This is a genomic window from Enterobacter cloacae complex sp. 402C9 (assembly GCF_050030745.1).
Lineage (GTDB): Bacteria > Pseudomonadota > Gammaproteobacteria > Enterobacterales > Enterobacteriaceae > Enterobacter > Enterobacter intestinihominis.
This window is the reverse complement of the sequence record NZ_JBLGUW010000002.1, coordinates 190,763-212,447: the sequence shown is the minus strand read 5'-3', so window position 1 is coordinate 212,447 and position 21,685 is coordinate 190,763. Positions and strand designations below refer to the sequence as shown.

6 protein-coding genes and 1 pseudogene are annotated in these 21,685 nt (G+C 63.5%); 1 reads left to right on the top strand and 6 read right to left on the bottom strand.

The window, feature by feature from the left end; genetic code table 11:
- The first annotated feature begins 21 nt into the window (after nt 1-21).
- On the top strand, nt 22-1,002 hold the full coding sequence (locus ACQG1K_RS23640) for an IS5-like element ISKpn26 family transposase (protein ID WP_426741893.1): 981 nt from the start codon (nt 22-24) through the stop codon (nt 1,000-1,002).
- Nucleotides 1,003-1,150: 148 nt separating this feature from the next.
- Here ACQG1K_RS23640 and ACQG1K_RS23635 read toward each other — a convergent pair.
- The 6 genes and pseudogenes from ACQG1K_RS23635 to ACQG1K_RS23610 all read right to left on the bottom strand — a co-directional run.
- Nucleotides 1,151-1,441 (bottom strand): annotated as a pseudogene (locus ACQG1K_RS23635) (Tn3 family transposase); the annotation flags it as partial.
- Nucleotides 1,442-1,819: 378 nt separating this feature from the next.
- A complete protein-coding gene (locus ACQG1K_RS23630) occupies nt 1,820-3,952 on the bottom strand; it encodes an HlyD family efflux transporter periplasmic adaptor subunit (protein ID WP_117249906.1) in 2,133 nt (710 codons plus the stop codon).
- A gap of 1 nt (nt 3,953) precedes the next feature.
- Entirely contained in the window at nt 3,954-5,303 is a 1,350-nt protein-coding gene (locus ACQG1K_RS23625) for an efflux RND transporter periplasmic adaptor subunit (protein ID WP_001548176.1), read from the bottom strand.
- Nucleotides 5,300-6,181 carry an efflux RND transporter periplasmic adaptor subunit gene (locus ACQG1K_RS23620; protein ID WP_117249905.1) on the bottom strand — a complete coding sequence of 294 codons (882 nt, stop codon included), beginning with the start codon at nt 6,179-6,181 and terminating at the stop codon, nt 5,300-5,302. The genes ACQG1K_RS23625 and ACQG1K_RS23620 overlap by 4 nt, the downstream gene beginning before the upstream one ends.
- Before the next feature lie 14 nt (nt 6,182-6,195).
- Nucleotides 6,196-8,115, bottom strand: coding sequence for a TolC family protein (locus ACQG1K_RS23615; protein ID WP_000989158.1), 1,920 nt, complete (start codon nt 8,113-8,115; stop codon nt 6,196-6,198).
- 76 nt (nt 8,116-8,191) lie between these two features.
- Nucleotides 8,192-21,589, bottom strand: a complete 13,398-nt coding sequence (locus ACQG1K_RS23610; protein WP_117249904.1) for an Ig-like domain-containing protein — start codon at nt 21,587-21,589, stop codon at nt 8,192-8,194.
- Nucleotides 21,590-21,685: the final 96 nt, after the last annotated feature.

Below are 21,685 nucleotides of genomic sequence, written 5' to 3'. Positions count from 1 at the left end.
AGCGCATCCCAGAGGGACATCATGAGCCATCAACTCACCTTCGCCGATAGTGAATTCAGCACTAAGCGCCGTCAGACCCGAAAAGAGATTTTCCTCTCCCGCATGGAGCAGATTCTGCCATGGCAGAATATGACCGCTGTCATCGAGCCGTTTTATCCCAAGGCGGGCAATGGCCGACGGCCCTATCCGCTGGAGACCATGCTGCGTATTCACTGCATGCAGCATTGGTACAACCTGAGCGACGGTGCCATGGAAGATGCCCTGTACGAAATCGCCTCCATGCGCCTGTTTGCCCGATTATCCCTGGATAGCGCCCTGCCGGATCGCACCACCATCATGAATTTCCGCCACCTGCTCGAGCAGCATCAACTGGCCCGTCAATTGTTCAAGACCATCAATCGCTGGCTGGCCGAAGCAGGCGTCATGATGACCCAAGGCACTTTGGTGGATGCCACCATCATTGAGGCACCCAGCTCTACCAGGAACAAAGAGCAGCAACGCGATCCGGAGATGCATCAGACCAAGAAAGGCAATCAGTGGCACTTTGGCATGAAGGCCCACATTGGTGTCGATGCCAAGAGTGGCCTGACCCACAGCCTGGTCACCACCGCGGCCAACGAGCATGACCTCAATCAGCTGGGTAATCTGCTTCATGGAGAGGAGCAATTTGTCTCAGCCGATGCCGGCTACCAAGGAGCGCCACAGCGCGAGGAGCTGGCCGAGGTGGATGTGGACTGGCTGATCGCCGAGCGTCCCCGCAGGGTAAAAACCTTGAAGCAGCATCCGCGCAAGAACAAAACGGCCATCAACATCGAATACATGAAAGCCAGCATCCGTGCCAAGGTGGAGCACCCGTTTCGCATCATCAAGCGGCAGTTCGGCTTCGTGAAAGCCAGATACAAGGGGCTGCTGAAAAACGATAACCAACTGGCGATGTTATTCACCCTGGCCAACCTGTTTCGGGTGGACCAAATGATACGTCAGTGGGAGAGATCTCAGTAAAAACCGGAAATAACGCCAGAAATGGTGGAAAAAATAGCCTAAATAGGCTGATTCGATGTGTTTGCGGGAAAAAAATCGGCCCAGATCCGCGAAATTTTAATCAGCGAGTCAGCTTGGGAAGAAATGACCTGCTTATTCGCACCTTCCCTAACATTTTCATTATCAGCGATGCGGTGACAATCCCCTGTTTAATTGAGGCTGCCAGGTACAATATTTTATCCCTGCGCGCCTCAATGTCTTTGAGATTCAGGCTGGTTGTTGATATGACGGACTGTTTCCCGGAATAACGCTCGGCCTTTTGATGAATAACCAGCCGCTTCTCATGAATATCCCGGATCCTTGGCGAAAAAGCGAATCCCAGCAGATGCATCAGGGTGAAAACATGCTCAGTGAAGCCCGCTGTATCGGTGTAATGTTCGGTAATTTTCAGATCACTTTCGCATTGCCGCCCGCCGTGACAATATCGGCGGCGAGCGCCTCCAGTTCCGTCTGGCTGCCAGCATGGCGTTGGCACCTATCTCCGCCAGCCGCAGGGCGGCCTCGTGGCCGAAACAACTCGACATGCCAGTGATGACAATCGTGGCGTTTTGCAGACAATTTTTTGCATAACCACACCTCCGGAAACAGAAACCAACGAGTCTTGCGAGCATCAGCTGCACGCCTGCAAGTAATATAACCTCCGGGTCCAGTTGCAGAACACCGAACAGACTAACAAAACGTAGGTGCCAGTTTGCTCTGGCGAAACGGGGTTTAACCTAAAACCGCGGTGGGGAGAAAACCTGCGCCAGGCCAGGCGGCCTGGCGCGAAAATCGCACGCTAACCCTCTTTACCAAAGCCAGTTTGCTGGATAAGCATCAGCATAACGCTGTTGACCCAGCCGTGAGCCAGGCTCTGGCGGTCACTCGCCACGTCAACACGTACCAGTTGCTCTTTGCTGACCGGCGCGGCGGAGATGCCTTCGATCACTACCCGGTACCAGACGGCGGCGGGACGGAGTTCGTTGGCGGGCGCAACCGGGTTCAGCGCCACCGGGCCGCCGTGACTCTGCGCCAGCATCAGATTAGGCAGACGGCGGATGGCGTCGTGGTCGATGGTCACTACCGCGCCTGCGAGCGGCTGCCAGCGGCCCTGCTGATAAACCCGCGCCGTCGCGCCGTCGCGCAGGCGGGCCAGGTCGGTTTCGCTGACCAGCGCCTTCACGCGCCAGCGGTGGGTGTCGATCACGCTTGCGATGCGGGTGCCAGACGAGACCCAACTGCCGGGGCGCAGGGTCTGCTCAACGTCATGCACCACGCCATCCTCCAGCGCCACCAGCTGGAGCCGCTGAAGCTCAACGGCGCTGGCCCGCTGTTGAATGGCGTACTGGCGCGCCATCTGGTCGGCGACCACCTGCTTCGCCGCGCCGTTTTTATCGAGCGCCATCGCGCCGCGGGCGCTGGTCTGCCACGCCTGGCTTAGCGCCAGCGCCTTATCCTGCTCGTCCGCCGGGACGGGGGCCACCAGTTCAAACAGCTTCTGGCCCGCCTTGACCTGCTGGCCTTCCTGCACCAGCACCTTGTCAAGCTGGGCGGCATAGGGCGTGTAAACCGGCTGCGCCACGCCCGCCTCCATCACGCCGTGCAGGGAGACCTGCCCGGACCAGGGCAGAAAGACCGAAAGCCCCAGCGCGAGTGCGACGGCGACAAGGCGCAGCAGGCGCGCCGGAGCGATTTCCCGGCGGCGCGCGCGCCAGATTTTGAGTTCGCGAAACATCGGTTGCACCACAAAAGTGACTATCTCAATAAAAAACAGCACCAGCCCGAGCGCCTTAAAAAAGGCGTTGTAGACCACCAGCGCGATGCCGACGAACAGCAGTAGCCGGTAAACCCAGGTGGCGAAGGCGAAAAGGGTGAGGAAGCGGGCAAAGGCGGGCGAGACGTTATCCGGGATCGGATCCTCAAGCCCCAGCAGGTGCCAGCGCAGCCAGCGCTTCGCCCAGTTGCCCGCCCGTTCGTGCAGGCCAGGGTAGTCCAGCGTATCGCTGAGAATAAAGTAGCCGTCAAAGCGCATAAACGGGCTGGCGTTCACCGCCACCGTCAGCACCCAGGCGGTGGTGGCGAGAAAGAACAGCGCGCCTTTAACGTTGCCTTCCGGCGCGAAGCTCCAGAACAGCGTCGCCCAGGCCGCCAGCATCAGCTCGGCCATAATGCCCGCGCTGGCGATGGAGAGCCGGTGGCGGGACTGCGACAGCTTCCAGCTCTCTCCGGTATCGGTGTAGGCCATCGGCCACATCACCAGCAGCGCCACCCCCATATGGCCGACGCGTACGCCGTAGCGGGTCGCCATAAAGGCGTGCCCCAGTTCGTGCCAGCATTTGGAGAGGATCAGCGCCACCGCGAAGGCCAGCGCCCCGTTCCAGCTCAGGGCGCCGTGCAGCGCGGCCGCGACGTTATCCCACTGGCGCGCGGCCAGAACGACGCCTGCCAGCGCGGCGACGGCGGTCAGCAGTAGAAACGGCGCGCTGAAAAGCCACTCCACCCACGGCAGCATGCGGCGCAGGGCTTTCTCCGGGCGCACCAGCGGCAGGCGGATAAACAGGTAGCCGTGCAGAATACGCCGCCAGAGCGAGCCGCGCGCTTTGAACGCGCCGCGGCGCAGCAGCTGTTGCTGCTGTAAAAAGCCCAGGAACTGCAACACATCCTGTTCGTCCACCGTCATGGTGGTCTCCTGGCTGATGCTGTCGGCAATCGCCTGCGGCGCGCCGAGCGGCCAGCGGCGCAGCATCTCCAGCTCCAGCCAGCCCAGGCGGAAATAGAGGTTGCGCACCGGGTCGGCCAGATGCCAGGCGGGCGAGCCGTCGCGGTTGTTGCCCGCCGGGTGAATTTTTAGCTCGTCGCGCAGCGGCGGCAGCGGCTGCGGCTGCGCAAGAGCTGTCCCGCCCGCAGGCGGGAGCGTCGCGGCTGTTTGCATATCAGAATCCACACCAGGCGCGCAGCGTCGCCAGCGGACGACGGAAAATCAGATAACCGAGCAGGCTCCAGTCGCCGGAGACGCGGGCCGTGCCCTGCAAGCCGATACGGGCGGCGCTGGACGGGTCGGTTACGGTGCCGCGCAGCAGGTAGCTCGCGACGCCGTTCGGCGCTTCCACCGTCTCGTAACCGGCGTAATCCAGCCGCGCGGTCAGCGGGTGCAGCGGGGCGACCTTAAGAAATACGGTCATCGCCGCGTGCGGGTTCAGGTTGGTGGATTCCGCCGCAGGCGCCCAGGCGCGCACGCCGAGCTTCGTCGGGTCCGCCAGCAGGCCGATGCGCTCGCCGGTCTGTACCGGACGGCCCGCCCAGTCGTCCGGGTCGGTGTAGACAAACACGCCGCTGCTGCGGGCGCGGATCGACAGCTTCTCCAGCTCGCGCTGCAACGAGGCAACCTGCACCTTTTGCTCGCGCCATTTGCCTTCGGTCAGAGCCAGTTCCGCACGGGCGTTCGGGTCTTCAATCGCCTGCTGAGACGCCTGATGCATATTGACGGTGGCGGTCGCCAGCTCCGCCTGAGCAATGGCTAGACGGTTTTTTAGAGTCGTATCATCCAGCTCCGCCAGCACCTGTCCGGCCACGACCGGCGTGTTCGGCGGCACCTTCATCTGGTGAATCACCCCGTCGCTCGGCGCGGCGATCACTTCGCTGTTAAGCGAAATCACCTCGGCGGGCACCAGCGTGTATTCCCGAATCGGGATCAGCATAACCAGCAGCAGAAGCAGCAACACGAGACCCGCGCGTCGGCGCACCGTGGCGGGCAGCAGCCGTTGCAGGCGAGAAGGCCGCGCCACCAGCGCCCACCAGGCGTAGCCGTACAGGTTCGCCAGCTGGAGCAGGGCGTATTCGGGGCTTTCGACGCCAAGCTGCGTCGGCCACGGGGTATCGCGGGCCAGCAGCAGCAGGGCGTGCAGCTTGCCGTCCGGGCCGGTCAGCGCCAGCACCCAGACGTGGCCCGGCAGCCATTCGTCCCACTCGCGCGCCAGCGACTCGCTCAGCATTTCCGGCGACAGCGGCATCACGCGGGCAGTTTCCGGCAGCGCGGCGCAGCGCGGCGCGATGTCGCAGGCAACGGCGGCAAGCCACAGCGCGTAGGGGGTATTGCGGTCGGTGTCGCTCAGGCCGGAGTGCGCCGCAAGCTGGGCGCGCCCGGTGGCGGAAACGGCGAGCAGCGCCGCCTGGCGATACTCCACCAGCGAGCGGGTATCGTTACACATCACAAAACCCAGCTCTTCGGGGCTGCGCGCCGCTTTCACGCGCGCCGCGAGAGAATAGAACAGGGCGATGCTCACGAGTTGGTCGTCCCGCTCTGGCACTGCGCCGCCGCTTTCGGGCAGACTGGCGTCGCGCGGCCGCTCATGCCGGGCAGTACGTCCTGGGCGTCGCTGCCAAATTCCGCTTCAATCTCAATCGTCTGGCTCACGGCGTCCACGCGGCCGCTGATGTGGGTGACGGTCATCGGGTAATGCTTGCCGGTTTCACCCACCACCGCGTCAAGCTGCGCGCCGCGCGCAAGCCAGGTGGTCCAGCCTGACGGCACGTTGAGGCGCGCCTTGCGGGTGCCGTTGCTTACAAGATCGATAACCTGCGCGCCTGCGCCGACGCCCTGGCCCTCTTTGACGTAAATACGCGCCACGCGGCCGTCGAACGGCGCGGTAAAGCGGCACTGCGCCAGCTGCGCTTCAAAGATTTTGATCTGGCTGCGGGTGCGGTTCACGTCGGCGGCGGCAAGGCCAACCTCCAGCGCGCCTGCGGAATGCAGACCCTGCAATTTCGCCTTCGCTTCATATTTGATCTGCGCGGCGCTGTACTCGGCGTCTGCCGCGTCGCGACGGGCTTTCAGCTCGCTACAGTCCAGCGTCACCAGCAGTTTGCCTGCCTTGACCGTATCGCCCAGCTCAACGTTGACCTGCGACACGCGCCCGGCCACCACGCTTGATAGCGGGCTTTCCTGGTTGGCCATCACCAGAAAACGCACCGGCGCGGCGCCGTTGTCGGCGGTGGCGTCAGGCGCGCTCTCAGGCGCTGCGGCAACGGCCGCATCCGGCGTTGCGACTGCCCCCGCCGCAGCGGGGGTTGGGTCGGCGGCGAAGGCGCTGGCGCACAGCGCCAGGCCCGTCAGCGGCATGAGCGCGCGGACGCTGCGCCAGCCTTCTTTCACGTTGTTCATACCTGTTCCTGTTATTAAGGGTTACTTGCCGTCATCACGCCGGTGTCGCCTGCCGCTTTATGCAGGTCGGACACCACGGAGAGCGCGGCGGCTTCTGCCAGCGCGCTGACCGAACGGGTGTTGACGTCATTCGGCAGATAGCTGGTGTATTTCTGGTAGGCGACCTGCGCGCCCTGGGCGTTATAGACCGCCATTTCCCACACGCCGCGCTGCGAGCCTGACGCGCGTTCAAGGTTGAGGTTCATTTGCAGTTTCACGCTGTCGGCGCCGTTGCCCTGCACCAGCTGGTTGGCGGCCAGCACATGGGTGACCGACTGATAAATCGCGCTCTTGTTGACGCCCGCTGGCAGGCGGCCCAGGGTGACGCTGACCGGATGGCGGGAAACTACCGCGTCGGCGCTCTGGGTGAAGACCTGCTTCTCGCCCGCCACCAGGCTCTGGTTGATTTCACGCGACAGGGTCGGCAGATCGCTGCTGGTCACCTTTTCCGGCAGCAGGTCGATGCCTACCGAGTTCAGCACGCGGCCATAGGCGGACTGCGCCTGCGCGTAGGAGGCGGCTTCCTGGAAGCGGGAGACGATGGAGCGCGCCTGGGTGCGCAGGGATTCCAGGTCGCTTGAGAGCGAGTTGTCGGAACCGGCGCGGGAGATGCTCGCCAGACGCTGGTCGACGCGGGCGGACTCCTGGGCTATCTGGTAGTCGTACACCGCGAGCTTGTAGCGCTCAACCGAGACGCGCACCTGAGTCAGCACCGCCATGCTCAGCGCCATACGGCGGGCATTGTCGGTGGCCAGGCGCGCGTCGTTGGTGCGGCTGATGGCCGGCGCGCTCAGCAGCTTGAACAGGTTCATGGAAACGCCCACGCCGCCCTGCACCCAGCTGTTGTTGTAGAGGTAGCTGTTGGAGTCGTAGCTGATGCCGCCGAACAGATTCAGGTTCGGGAACAGCGAGGCGATCTGGCGTTTGGTTTCCAGCACGTCGATGCGGGTTTTGTAATCTTCTTCACGCAGCTCTGGGCGGCGTTCCAGCGCCATCTGCTCAAGCGTATCAAGCTGGCTTGGCACGCCGGAAAGCGCCGGATTGGCGACGTCCTGTAAGGTGAAGTCGGTGGTGGACGGCAGGTTCAGCAGGGCGGCCAGCTCGCTTTTCGCCATCTGCATCTCCTGGCGCTTCTGGTTCAGCAGCGCCACCGCGTCGAGCAGGGCGCGCTGGTACTCCAGGCCCTCGACCGGCGGCAGAATGCCTGCGCGCTCCGCTTCGCGGGTTTTCTCAAGCGCGGTCTGGATCTCTTCGGCCAGCGGCTGCGCTTCGCTCAGCAGACGCTGTGCGCCCAGCGCGCGCCAGTACGCGTCGCGCACCTCCTGGACAATATTCTGCAATACCTTGCGGCGACGCTCTTCGGCGATGTTGACGTTATCCGCCTGCTGCTTCGCGCGGTAGTAGCTCATGCCGAAATCGAGCACGTCCCAGGAGAAGGTGGCGTCGGCCAGCAGGTGCTCGCGCTCTTCAGAGGTGGACGGACGCAGGCTGACGACCCGGTCTTCGATACCGACGCTGGTGCCGCCGGAATCGTTGTCGCGCCAGCGGTAGCCGGCATCGGTCATCAACTTCGGCAGCATATCCTGCTGGGAGATATCCAGGATGCCGCGCGACAGGGCGGTTTCCATCATCTTCAGGCGGTAGTCGAGGTTGTATTTCAGCGCGCGGGCCATGGCGTCTGACAGGGTCAGCGGACCAGAGACCGGCTGCTGGTCGCGGTACATGGCGGCGCGGTCGGCGCTGACGCGCGCGCCGATTTCATCCTGGGTCAGCGGTTCAGGTTTAATGGTGCCGCAACCGCTTAACAGCAGCGCGGAAACCAGTGCGGCGACAGGGGCGAGCAGAGGCGCAGAACGTACGGCAGTCGGGGTTACGGCAGTTAAAGTCGTCATCATTGTTATGCTTAAAGTGTTGAGTTAACAATCCGGCGGCGCGGCGCCGCCGGTGTAAAAGGTTTTTGGAGTTGCGCGATTAACGATGCGGTGTGGCGCCTCCCACGGTGACCGGTTCCGGCGCGGCGACGCGGTTACGGGCCAGCGCGTCGACCTGCGCCGCCAGTGACGGCGCGCCTGGTCGGGCGGCGGCTTGCGGCACGATCACCACGCCCGGCGCGGCGGCGTGAGCCTGCTTCGCATCAGGGGTTTTCTCGCCGCGCTCCTGCTGCACGGTGGTTCTTTCGTTGATGCGCTCGTTAAGCGGCGGACGTTCCGGCGCGTTTTCCAGCACGGGCGCAGGCTGTACGGATTTATTCAGCGAGAAGTGGCTGAAGTGATCGCCCAGCAGCTGCGAACCGATACCGGTGGCGGCGAAGGTGTTCACCACGCTGCGTTGCAGCGTGGTGTTTACCCAGCGGGTAAAGAGAATGCCGTCTTCCAGCACCGGCGTGCCGTTGTCATTCATGCCGCGGCCCAGCTCGGTAATTTTGCGGTTCAGCTCCACCTTGCGAGAGAACTGGTCGCTGTACAAGCCGTAGATTGCGGGCAGGATAAACAGACCCGGCGAATACGGCTGATCGAGCGACAGCTCGTAGTTGGTGTAGTAGCTCGGGAAGTGCTGATCGCCTGTGCGTACCGACTGCGGCGGCGTCACGCCGTGAATAACGATGGTCAGCTGCGCCTGGCTGGTATTGCCGTCGGCGTCGGTAATGGTGTAAGTGAACACCTCGCTCAGGGTGGCGTTGGCGTCCAGCGACGCCACGCGGCTGTTGCTGCGGTTCAGCACATAGCTGTAGTTGCCGCGGGCGTCGAGCGTCAGGGCGCCGAACTCGCCCAGGCTTACGCCGCCGACCGCGCCCGCGCGGTTGAGGTTCACGGAGGAAATCGCGCTCACCGGGCCGCCCGCCGCGGCGCCGTCTGCGCCGATAGCGTCGTTGCTAAAGACGTTGCCCGACGCCGCCTGCTGGCCGCGATCCTGGTCGATGCTGTTGTCGTCCGCTGCCGCGACCGGCGCGTCGTTGAGAATATTGACGCGCAGCAGGCCCGGCGCGCGGGTCTGCTGGCCGTTGACGGAGAACCGAATCTCTTCGCGGGTGGTGGATTCGCCCGGCTGGTTAACCGCCTGGGTCAGCGTGAAGCGGTATTGCAGCGTCGCGCGGCCTTCGCCGTCCACCTGGAAACCGGTGAGCGACAGCACGCCGTCCGGCGTTGCGATATCCACTGGCGCCTGGGCGCTCAGCGCCTGGAGCTGCGCAAGCGTCAGGGTCTGGCCGCCAATGGTCAGGCTTTCCACCGGCTCCAGCGACAGTACGGCCATCGCGCCCGTGGTGGTTTGCGCGCCGCTGGCCGTATCGACCAGACCTGCCTCTTTCACCCACGCCTCGGCTACGGGGTTCACCAGCAGGCGCAGTTCGCCCGTGGCGGTGCCGCCGTCGTTGCCGTCGCTCAGGGTGTAGTTCAACACTGGCGTAAAGCCGGACCAGCCGCTTGCCGGGGTAAACAGATAGCTGCCGTCGCGGTTAACCACCAGCGTGCCCTGGCCCGGGATCGTAATGATGTCCCCCGGCGCGTAGGTCGCGCCGCCGACGGTGATCTCCGCCACGTGCAGCGGGTCGCTGTCCGCGTCGCGGTCGTTGGTCAGCAGATTGCCGCTGACCGGCGTTTCCGGCAGGGTGCTCGCTTTATCCGCCACCGCGACCGGCGGGGTGTTGGTGACCTCAAGCGTGACCTGGGCGGTTTCGGTGACGCCGCCGCTGGTGACGGTATAGGTGAAGGTATCCTGGCCGACATAACCCGTATTCGGCTGGTAGACCACCTTGCCGTTTTCAATGGTCACCGTGCCGTGCGCGCCGTTGGTGACGCCGGTAATAGCGCGGTCGGCGTTACTGAAGCTGTCGTTGCCGAGCGCGTCAACGGTGACCGGGTCGCCTGCATGGGTGGTGGCGCGGTCATCTTTCACATCCACGACCGGCGTAACGGTGATAACGAGCAACGCGGTAGCGGTGCCGCCGTCGTTGCCGTCGCTGACCGTATAGGTCACCACCGGCGCCGTGCCGTTCCAGTCGGCGACTGGCGTGAAGCGGTAGCTGCCGTCGCGGTTAACGGTCAGCGCGCCGACGCCCGCCAGCTGGACGGTGTCGCCCGGCTGAGCAGTCTGGCCGCCGACGGTAAAGCCCGCAATGTGCAGCGGGTCGCCGTCCGGGTCGCGGTCGTTGGTCAGCAGTTCGCCGCCAATAGCGGTGTCTTCCGGCGTGGTGACGATTTCACCGTCGGCCACCGGCACGGTATTGGTCATCACGACGCTCACGGCGGCGGTTTCGGTGACGCCGCCGCTGGTGACGGTATAGGTGAAGGTGTCCTGGCCGACGTAGCCCGCGTTTGGCGTATAAACCAGCTGCCCGTTTTCAATAGCGACGGAGCCGTGCGCGCCCTGGGTCACGCCGGTAATGGCCTGGTCCGGGTTAACGAAGCGGTCGTTGCCGATCGCATCAATCGTCACCGGCACGCCTGCGTGGGTGGTGGCGCTGTCATCTTTCACGTCCGCTACCGGGGTGACGGTGATGGCGAGCGTCGCGGTAGCGGTGCCGCCGTCGTTGCCGTCGCTGACCGTGTAGGTTACTACTGGCGCCGTGCCGTTCCAGTCGGCCACCGGCGTAAAGCGGTAGCCGCCGTTGCGCTCAATGGTCAGCTCGCCGACGCCCGGGAGCCGCGCGGTATCGCCCGGCTGATAAGTCTGGCCGCCGACGGTGAAGCCCGCGATAAACAGCGGATCGCCGTCCGCGTCACGGTCGTTGAGCAGCAGGTCGCCGCGCGCCTCGTAATCTTCCGGCGAAGCCACTGTCTCGCCCGTTGCGACCGGCACGCTGTTGGTCAGGGTGACGGTGACGTTGGCGGTTTCGCGAACGCCGCCGCTCTCCACGGTGTAGGTGAAGGTATCCTGGCCGACATAGCCTGCCACAGGACGATAAACCAGCTGGCCGTTTTCAATGGTCACCGAGCCGTGCTGGCCCTGATCCACATCGATAATCGCTTTGTCGGCATTGCTGAAACTGTCGTTATGCAGCGCATCGATAGTGACCGCAACACCCGCATGGGTGCTGGCCGTATCGTCCTTCGCGTCCGCCACCGGCGTTACGCTAAAGGCGAGCGTGGCGGTGGAGACGCCGCCGTCTTTGCCGTCGCTGATGGTGTAGGTCGCGGCAGGCGGCACGCCGTTCCAGTCGGCCACTGGCACAAAGGTGAAGCTGCCGTCGGCGCGGATCGTCAAATCGCCATAGCCTGCCAGCGTCGCGGTGTCGCCCGCGAGGTAGCGGGTGCCGCCGACGGTAAACTCCGTCACGGCGAGGGCGTCGCCATCGTCATCGTGGGCGTTAGTCAGCAGGTTCTGCGCCGCAGTGCTGTTAAGCGTGGTGTCTTCCGGCGTGGAAATCGTCGGTACGCTGGTCAGACGCGGCGCCACGTTGGTGACGTCCACGGTAACGGTCGCGGTTTCGGTTTTGCCGCCGCTGGTGACGGTGTAGTCGAAGGTGTCGCTGCCGACATAGCCCGCGTTCGGGCGGTAGACGAGCGTGTTGTTCTCAATCGTCACCGTGCCGTGGGCGGCAGCGGTGACGCCGGTAATCGTCTGGTCGCTGTTGCTGAAGCTGTCGTTGTCGAGCGCGTCGATCACCACCGGCACATCGGCATGGGTGCTGACGCTGTCGTTGACCGCATCCGCGATCGGGTTGACGGTAAGTAAGAGCGTCGCCACGCTAAATCCGCCGTTGCCGTCGCTTACCTGGTAAAGGATCGGCTGCACGGCGCCGTTCCAGTCGGCGACTGGCACAAAGGTATAGCTGCCGTCGGCGTTAATGGTCAGGTCGCCCATGCCTGCAAGCGTCGCGGTCTGGCCCGCCGCGTAAATCTGCGTACCGGTACTGAACTGCGTGATGGCAAGAGCATCATTGTCATCATCGCTGTCGTTAGCCAGCAACCCGGTGGCGGCGCTGCGCGTCAGGGTAGTGTCTTCCGCAGTCCACGTAAAATCATCGTGCGCCACCGGCGCAATGTTGGCGATGGTGACATTAACGGTCGCGGTTTCCGTTACGCCGCCGCTGGTGACGGTATAGGTAAAGCTGTCAGTGCCGTTAAAGCCCGCGTTCGGGGTATAGCGCACCTTGCCGTTTTCAATCGCCACCGAGCCGTTATTGCCCTGGGTGACGGCGGTAACGGCTTTGTCGCTGTTGCTGAATCTGTCGTTCGCCAGCACGTCGATGACTTTCGCCACGCCCGCGTGGGTGGTGGCGTTGTCGTCAACGGCGTCAGGGATCGCATTGTACTGAATGGTGAGCGTCGATGTGACGCTGCCGTTATCCCGGCCGTCCGTTGCCGTGTAGGTCACCACCGGTACGTTGCCGTTCCAGTCAGCCACCGGAATAAACGTCACGCTGCCGTCAGAAGTAATAGTCAGGCTTCCGTACCCCGCCAGATTGGCCGTCTCGCCTGCCTGCCAGGTGGTACCGTTGACGGTAAAATCGGTCACCGTCAGGGTGTCGCCGTCGGCGTCGCTGCTGGTATCTAATAAAAGGCCAGGGATACCGATCGGCGAGTCTTCACCGTTAATCGCTGTCCAGTGGGGCAGCGTCGGCGCGCTGTTGGTCAACGTCAGATAAACCGTGGCGGTCTCCTCGATACCGCCGCTGGTGACGGTATAGGTGAAGCTGTCGTTGCCGACGTAGCCGCTGGTCGGGGTGTAAACCACCTGGCCGTTGCTGATGCTAACCGTACCGTGCGCGCCGTCGGTGACGCCGGTAATCGCTTTGTCGCCGTTGGTGAAGCCGTCGTTGGTCAGGACATCGACCGTGACCGGGGCGCCCGCATGGGCTGTCCGGCTGTCGTCATGGGCGTCCTGCACCGGCGTGACGGTAATATCGAGGGCGGCGGTTTGCACGCCGTTGTCGCGCCCGTCGGTGACCTCATAAGTGACCTGCGGCACGCTGCCGTTCCAGTCGGCGACCGGAACAAAGGTATAGCTGCCGTCGGCGTTGATGGTCAGCGCGCCATAGCCCGCAAGCGTCGCGGTCTGGCCTGCGGCCCACGTCGTTGCGCCCACCGTAAATGCGCTGACTTTCAGCGTATCGCCGTCCGGGTCGCTGGCGCCGTTCAGCAGATTCTGCAAAGCCGTGCTGGTCAGCGTCTGGTCTTCCGCTGTGCTGGCGGTTTTGCCGACAACCCCGGTCGGCGCACCGTTCGTTAACGTTACGGTGACGTTCGCGGTTTCGGTTTTGCCGCCGCTGGTAACGGTATAAGTGAAACTATCGGTGCCGACATAGCCGTCGTTCAGGGTGTAAACCACCTTGCCGTTGCTGACGGTTACCGTACCGTGCGCGCCGTTGGTGGTGGCGGTAATGGCTTTGTCGCTGTTGGCGAAGCTGTCGTTATTAAAGACATCAATCACCAGCGGGTCGCGCCCGTGGCCGGTCTGGCTGTCGTTAAACGCATCCTGCACCGGCGTAACGGAGATATCGAGCGTCGAGGTGACGTCGCCGTTGGTGCGACCGTCGGTGATGGTGTAGGTCACCTGCGGCACGTTGCCGTTCCAGTCGGCGACCGGAACAAAGGTATAGCTGCCGTCGGCGTTGAGGGTCAGCGCGCCGTAGCCCGCAAGCGTGGCGGTCTGGCCGGCGGCCCAGGTGGTATTGCCCACCGTAAACGATTTCACCGTCAGCGCGTCGCCGTTCAGGTCGCTGGCGCCCGTCAGCAGATTTTCGCCGTTGGTAAGCGTTGTGTCTTCCGCCGTGCTGCCGGTTTTAGCCAGGCCGACCTGCGGCGCGTCGTTGACCAGAGTGAGGGTGACCGTCGCGGTTTCGGTTTTGCCGCCGCTGGTGACGGTATAGGTGAAGGTATCGGTGCCGACATAGCCGCTGGTCGGCGTGTAAATCACCTGGCCGTTGCTGATGCTAACCGTACCGTAAGCGCCGTTGGTCTTGCCGGTAATCGCTTTATCGCCGTTGCTGAATTTATCGTTGGCGAAAACGTCGATGGTCACCGGCGTACCCGCGTGGGTCGTCAGGCTGTCGTCAAAGGCGTCTTTTACCGGCGTGACGGTTATCTTCAACTGCGCCGTGGTCGCGCCGTTGGTGCGGCCATCAACCACCCGGTAGGTCACCGTCGGCACCGTACCGTTCCAGTCGGCGACCGGGACAAAAGTATAGCTGCCGTCGGCGTTGATGGTCAGTTTGCCATACCCGGTGAGGTCGGCGGTCTGGCCTGCGGTAAACACCGTGCCGACGCCGCTGACGGAGTAGTTAAGAATGCTCAGCGTATCGCCATCAGGGTCGGAATCGTTCAGCAGCAGGTTTTGCGCGGCGGAGCTGGTCAGCGTCGTATCTTCCGGCGTGCTGACGTTTTCACCCTGGGTGACCGGGGCGGCGTTATTCATCTGAATCGTGACCGTCGCGGTTTCGGTCACGCCGCCGCTGGTGACGGTATAGGTGAACGTATCGCTGCCGACGTAGCTCGTGGTGTTAGGGGTATAAATCACCTTGCCGTTGTCGATAACCACGGAACCATAAACGCCCTGGGTGACCGCCGTGATCGCTTTATCGCTGTTGCTGAAGCTGTCGTTGCCCAGCACGTCGATGGTTTTCGCCTCGCCCGAATGGGTGGCGGCGGTGTCGCTCACCGCGTCCGCCACCGCTGTAATGCTCATGCTGATGCTCTGCGCCGTGCTCCAGTGGCTGGTCTGGCCGCTGTTGAAGGCGCTTTGCAGATCCTGCGTGCTGCCCGCGGCGCTGACGCCGGTATCGGCGGAACTGGTGCTGTCGGAGACGCGCACCGTCAGGCCGCCCGGCACCGCGCCGTTGTAGTCGGCCAGCGGCACAAAGCGCAGCTGGGTCGAGTCGAGCAGCACCAGCGCGTTGGTTTCGCTGTAGCTTGTGCCAAGCGCAGTCCAGGTCGTGCCGTTGGTAGAGTACTCCCAGTGGCCGAGGCTTGCGTCGGTGGTGTTGCCGACGATCGCCACATAGCCGATAGCGCCGCTGGCGTTGCCGCCGTCAGCAATTCCCGTCTGGTTGTCGGCGGCGTCGCTGTAGCTGCCAAGAATAGAGGTCAGCGTTTTGCCAACTGGCGTATCTTCCTGCATGGTCAGCGGCGTCGCGCTAATCGTCGGACGGTCGTTGACGTTAGTGACGCTGGTTGAGAGGGTGACCATCGCTGCGCTATAGCGTGAACTACTGCCGTTGGTTGCCGTTGATACAGTCTGGCCGCTGGTCAGCGACCCTGTCGTTGCGGTGGTGTCGCCGTTGTTGTTGGTTTCCACCAGACGTACTTTCAAGGCAGCAGGCGTCCCGAAGAAGTCAGCGGCAGGTACAAAGCGGACTTTGGCCGTTGCATCCAGCAGCAGGGCGTTGGCGTCGGTGCGGCTGCCAATGGCAGCCCAGGTCGTGCCGCCATCGGTGGAGTATTGCCATTCGCCCTGCGCGCTGTTGACTGACAGGTTAGTGATAGCCACGCCCCAGAAACTGTCAGCGCTGGTGCCGCCGGTTGCCGTAATGGACGCATTGTTGACCTGATCGTTCGGGTCCGAGAAGTTACCGGCAAACAGGTTGGCAATGGTGTCGCCGGTAATCGCTGCGGCGCTGGTGTCTTCGCTCACCGGGGCCAGCGTCTGGGTAGCGCCGACCAGCACGACCGGGGCATCGTTCGACGGTTTCACGGTCACGCTAAAGGTACGGGTGGTGACCAGCGCGGCGGAGGTGTCATCGGCGTAGCTGATGTCGCCCGGGTTCGCGTTCGGGTTATTGCTGTCGCCGGTAAGCGTGGTCGGGCGGCTGCCGTGGTTGGCGTTATCGTTCACCACTACGGTGACGTTAAAGGTGCCGTTCCAGTCGGCGGCGGTGACGCCCGCGTTGGTCGGCAGGTTCACCGTCAGGTTAGCGAGGCGGCTGTTGATCTGCGAAAGCGTGCCGGTAAGTGTGAAGCTGGTGGTGTTGACGCCGCCCGCATCAACGGTGCCGCCCGTCCCGCCAATCGTTTTAAAGGTAAAGCCGCCCGGCAGAGTGACCGTCACCGTCAGGCTGGCGCTGTCGGCGTCCGGGTCCGCCACGGTAATGGCGGGCAGGGCGACGGTCGTTGAGCCTTCGTTGACTGACTTGTCCGTCACCGTGATGGTCGCCGGATCGTTGACGTCGCTTGTGAAGACGCTGCGCCATGCGGTACTGACGTTCTGGCTCAGGCCGGAAGGCAGCGCGCCGTAAGGGTCGATAGCCGTGGTCGGCACCGCCGCGACGCCGGTGACGGCATCGTTCTGGCCGCCGTTGGCGCTGTTGGCGCTTGTCAGGTTGCCAGAGGCGTCGCGCAGGCGATCGTCGGCAATCACTTCCACACGCCAGGCGTTATCGGCGTTCGACAGGGCGGAGCCGGTCATGGCGACGGTCAGCGCCGCCAGGTACGCGTTCACCTGGCTCAGCGTGCCGCGGATCACCAGTGCGGACTCGCTGCCGTTATAGACGCTGTCAATCGTCACGCCGGACGTTGTGTTGCCGGAGCTAATGGTGATGTCGGATACGCCGGCGTTACTGTACTGCGCGGCGGTCATCGGCACGCCGCTGGCGTCGGTGATGCGCACCGTCACCTGCATAAAATCGGTTTCGCCGTCGGCGATATTGCCGCCGTCGGCGATATTGCCGCCGTCGGTGTAATCCGGGTCGGAAATCACAAAGCCGCCGACTTTGGTGCCGTCGACTACCGCCGGATTGCTGTTGAGGTAAACCGTACCGCCCGTTGCAGAGACAACCGGCGCGTCGTTCACCGGCACAATGGTGAGGTTCAGCGTCTGGTCGGCCGGGTCGGCCTGCACGGTGTCGCCGATATGCGAGTCGCCGTCGTCCAGATGCAGGGTGATGGTGACATCGCCCGCCGCTGCGACGTTCAGGTCGTGGTTGACGTTGGCGCCGCTCTGCCAGGTGAGGCCGAGCGCCGCGTCGTTCAGCAGCGCTTCAATGTCGCTGGCGCGACCGGTCAGCGTCAGCGTGCCGGAGTTGTCGCCGGAAATCGTAACCGGCTGGCTGCCGGCGGCGCTGGCGGTGGCGCTGGTGTTCACGTCCGCGCCGCCGATGCCGAGGGTGCCGGACGGCGCGGTGATGGTGACGGTCACCGGCGTGCCGAAGGCGGCGGATTCGGTGTCCTGCACCACGATATTGCCGCCGATAAAGCTTGCCTGATCTTCATAAACGGTACGGTCCAGGTTGGTCACGGTCAGCGTGCCCGGATCGTTGATTTCCGAGGCGCGAATGGTGACGGACGCCGCGCTCAGGTTGCCGCTTTTTTCCGGTACGGAGGCGCTGTACCAGTTGTACTCGGTGGCGTCGACGGCGGTGGCCGCCGCGCCTCTGCCAGGCGTCGCGGGCTGGTTCAGCGTGCCGCCGTTAGCGCCTGCCGTCAGCGTGCCGCTTGCGTCGCGCAGGCGGTCATCGGCGATAGTCTGCACCTGATAGGTGGCGTTGCGGTCGGTTCTGAAGGTCACCGTCAGGCCCGCCAGCGCCGCGTTCACCTGGGCGCGGGTGCCGCTCAAGACCAGATAGTCGTGCTGGCCGCCGTGGGCGGTAGAGATCGTCGCGCCGCTGCCGGTCGCGTAACCCAGGGTCACGTCGCTGTATTCGCTGGCCACGAAGGCGCTGCCGTCCGCATGCAGCAGACGCACGGTCACCTGCAAATAATCGCTCTCGCCATCGGTCACGCCGTCTGTCAGATCCCCATCTTTGACCGAGAAGCCCGGCAGGGCGTTGCTCGTCGCCGTGGCGCTGGCGATGTTCTTGATGCCCGACGGCGCGGTCACTTCCGGCGCGTCGTCGGTCGGGCGGGTGTAGATCCAGAACGCGTTGCCGGTCTGCTCTTTGTCGCCGTCAGAAATCGTGAAGGTGAACTTATCGTCCGGGGTGGCGGGTTCGCTGTTGCCGCTGCCTTCGGTGCCGTCGTTCAGGTAGTAAATGTACCCGTTCGCCACATCCTGCTGGGTGAAGGAGGAGCCTTTGCCGATGGGGCTGAAGTTCACACCATCTTTGGAATAGGCCAGGGTGCCGTGGGTCGGCGCGCCGGTGATGGTGTACTGCACCTGCATTGAGCTGCTGTCGGAATCGTAGGCTTGCAGCATGGCGCTGGTTATCTGGCCATAGCTTCCTTCGGTGACGTACGGCGGGTTGTTGACTGGCGTGCCGCCAATCAGGTTCGGCGAGCCTGCGGTCACCGTCGGGTCGGCCTGGGTCGGGTCTTTGGCGATCTGCGGCGCGTCGTTGACGTTAGTTATCTGGATTTTCACCGTCGCGTCGCTGGCGGAGGTGGCGCCCCAGCGGTCGGTGGCCGATACGGTAAAGGTGGTGGAGCGCACTTCCGAGCCGTCGCTGACGAAGCGCAGCCCGGTGGTCGAGGCGCTGGCGGTAAGCAGCGAGGCGTTGAGCGTCTGGCCGACGGTAACGTCAACCCACTGCGAGCCGTTGTAGTATTGCAGCGTGCCGCCGTCCGGCAGCGTTTTGATGGTGAACTTCAGGGCGTTGGCGTCGGTCGCGTCGTTGTTATAGGCATAGTTGTTGGCGCTGGCGCTGCCGTCTTTGATCGTCGCGCTCTCTTCCAGCCCGTTGCTGCTGTTGGCGTCGTCCGGGTCGCTTATCGCTATCTGGCCGGTGGTCAGGTAAGCGGTTTCGCCTTCGGCGATGACGGTGGAGGAGGAGCCGGTCACCACCGGCAGATCGTTCACTGGCGTGACGTAGATGTTCAGCGTCGGCGTCCAGATATTGGTCACCGGGTTGCCGTTGGCATCGAGCGTGGTCAGACCCGCCGAGACAGAGAACGCCGCGGCGTAGACAAAGGTCTCTCCGCCGTCGTGCTGGAAGCGAATATTGCCGCTGTCGAGGTCGGCCTGCGTAAAGGTGGCATATTCGCCGAGCGTCACCCAGCTGCCGCCGACATTTTTTTGCAGCTCGCCGCCTCTTGCGCCGTTCGAGAAACCGAGGAAGGTATAGACCACCTGCGAGGCGTCCACGCCCGTGGCGGTGTAGCTCAGGCCCGGCACGCTGGAGAAGTCGCCGCTGGTGCCGTTCAGCACGAGGGTGCCGCCTTCTTCTACTTCGCCGCGGGCGTTGCCGGAGGTGAAGTCCACGCCCGCCCAGGTGGAGTCGCGGTTGGTGATGGTGGTGACGCGATCCGGGATCGTGCCGGGACCGCCGCCCGTGACCACCGCAAGGCCGATGGTAAAGGTAAAGCTGGTCAGCGTTTCGGTGCCCGGCGTGTACACCCCGCCGATGCGGCTGTAGGTCGTGCCGTCGGCGTTCCAGCGCAGCGCAGCGGTGTTGTCCACCACCACAAAGTTGAAGCTGTCGGTGTCACCCGACGCGCTGGCGCTGGCGTACTGCACGTACTGCACTTTGCCGTCGACGATATCCTGCATGGTGAAGGTGCCGCCGTTTTGCAGGCGGTAGCCGTCCAGCGTCAGGTAACCGTGGGTGAGCTTGCTGTCGTCAACGATAAAGCTGAGGTGGTTATCGGTGGAATCCACGTCGCTTGCGCCGATCATCGCAGACGTAAGGGTGACGGCGTTCGCCAGATCGTCCACCTGCGCGTGCAGCGTTACGTTGTCCAGAGTCGGGTCGTCATCCACCGGGCGCACGGTCAGGGTAATGGTGCCGTCGGTGCTGGCCGGCACGCCGGTACCGCCGCCCTGGTCGGTGACGCGTACGCCAAAGCTGTCGGTGCCCTGGTTTTCACTGCCGTCGTTAGCATAGGTCAGCAGATTGCGATCGGCATAGTCAAAGGTCTGGCCGACGGTGACGGCGACGCCGTTAAACCAGAGCGTGCCGTGGGTCGGCAGGGCGGTAATGGTGAGAGTCAGCGTTGTGTCGCCCGGATCGCCGCCGCCGTCCGCCTCTATATACTGGCCGACGTTGCCGGTGTTGACCGCATTGTTGGGCTGGCCTTCAAAGACCACGCCGCTGCCGCTAAGGGTCGGCGCCTGGTTCTGCGGGGTAATGTTCAGCGTGACGTGGACGGTATCGGACTGCGCCTTCGGCGTCGCGCCGTCGTTGATGACCGCCGTAAAGCCGTCGGCGGCGTTCTGGTCTGCGCCCGTGGCGGTGTGGACATACTTCACCTTGCCGTCGATCAAATCCTGCTGGGTAAAGATAGAGCCGACGCCCATCCGGTCGCCGTTCAGCGTCAGATAGCCATACTGCGGCAGGTCGGTCAGACCATAGACAATCTGCACGGGCTGCTGGGTGCCCGCCGTTACTTCCGCATCGATGGCGTTAAGGGTCACGGTGGTGATGACGCTGCCGCCCGATTCGATCTCCGGCACGTTCTGGGTGGCGTCGGCCACGCTTACCGGGTCGTTCGACGGGGTCACGGTCACATCGATGGATTTGCTGGTGCTGACGCCCGCGCTGTCGCGCACCGTGACGTCCAGCTTGCCGCTGGCGGCGGTGTTGCCAAGCTCGACGTCAGCGGAGGTAAAGGTGATGCTGTTAAGCCAGGCCTGCGCTTTGCTGGCAGTGCCGGTCATGGTCAGCGAAGCGTTGCTGGTCTGGCTGTCGCTGAGTTTGCCGATGGCGCTGTTGCTCAGGCTCACCGTGACGGTGACGGTTTCGCTGGCGTCCGTGGTGCTGACCTGCCAGCCGCTGAGCGTGGCGGTATCGGCGCCTGCGGCGTTAAGGCTGCTCGGCTCGGCGACGGTGATGCCTTTTTCCGGCGCGGTGACTTCCGGCCCGGCCAGCAGACCGTCGTAATCAAAGGCGAAGGTTTTCGCTTCAATGCTGCCGGTATGGTTTTCCAGCACCCAGTCGCCGGAAAGCGCCGCGCTGCCGGTCATGTCGCTGGAGGCCGCCACGTCCGCCTGAGTCACTTCGGCGAAGCGGGTGATAAAGGCGTTATCCTGGGCGGAGACGTCGCAGCCGTAAAGCAGGATGTCGCCGCTGTCGCTAAGGCTTGCGCCGATAGCGCTGAGCTGTGAAGACCACGCCGAGAGGTTGTCCGCCGTCAGCACATCGGTGCCAAGCGTAATGGTGTCGGACGCGCCGTGGCTCAGAATATGAATGGCGGAAATATTGGTTTCGCCTTTCAGCGCGTCGGCAAGCTGGCTCAGACCCGAGCTGTTTTCATCGATAATCACCACCTGGCTGCCCTGCGGCACCTGGTCCACCAGCGACTGCCAGCCGGAGATATGCTGGTCTATTACATAGACTTCGCTGGCGGCGCTGCCCGGTTTTTCGCTTGCGGCGTCGGCTGTGGCGGCGTGGGGAATATCCAGCGCCTTCGCGGGTTCGGTGGCGCTTTCATGGTGCACCAGATCGCTTGCCGATGCCTCATGGATGGCGGTTTCAGCCAGAGCGGCTCCATCAAAAAGCTGGCGAGACTCAAGAGCAAAACGATGCGCACGCGGACGTAAACGACGGTTCTTTATTGTAGTCATAGGTTTACTGCTCTTAAAAAATAGAGTGACTGGATAAATATTCTGAGTTCAGCGTTGCCAGGAGTGTACACCATGTCGCCAGGCCAGAGGAGGGCA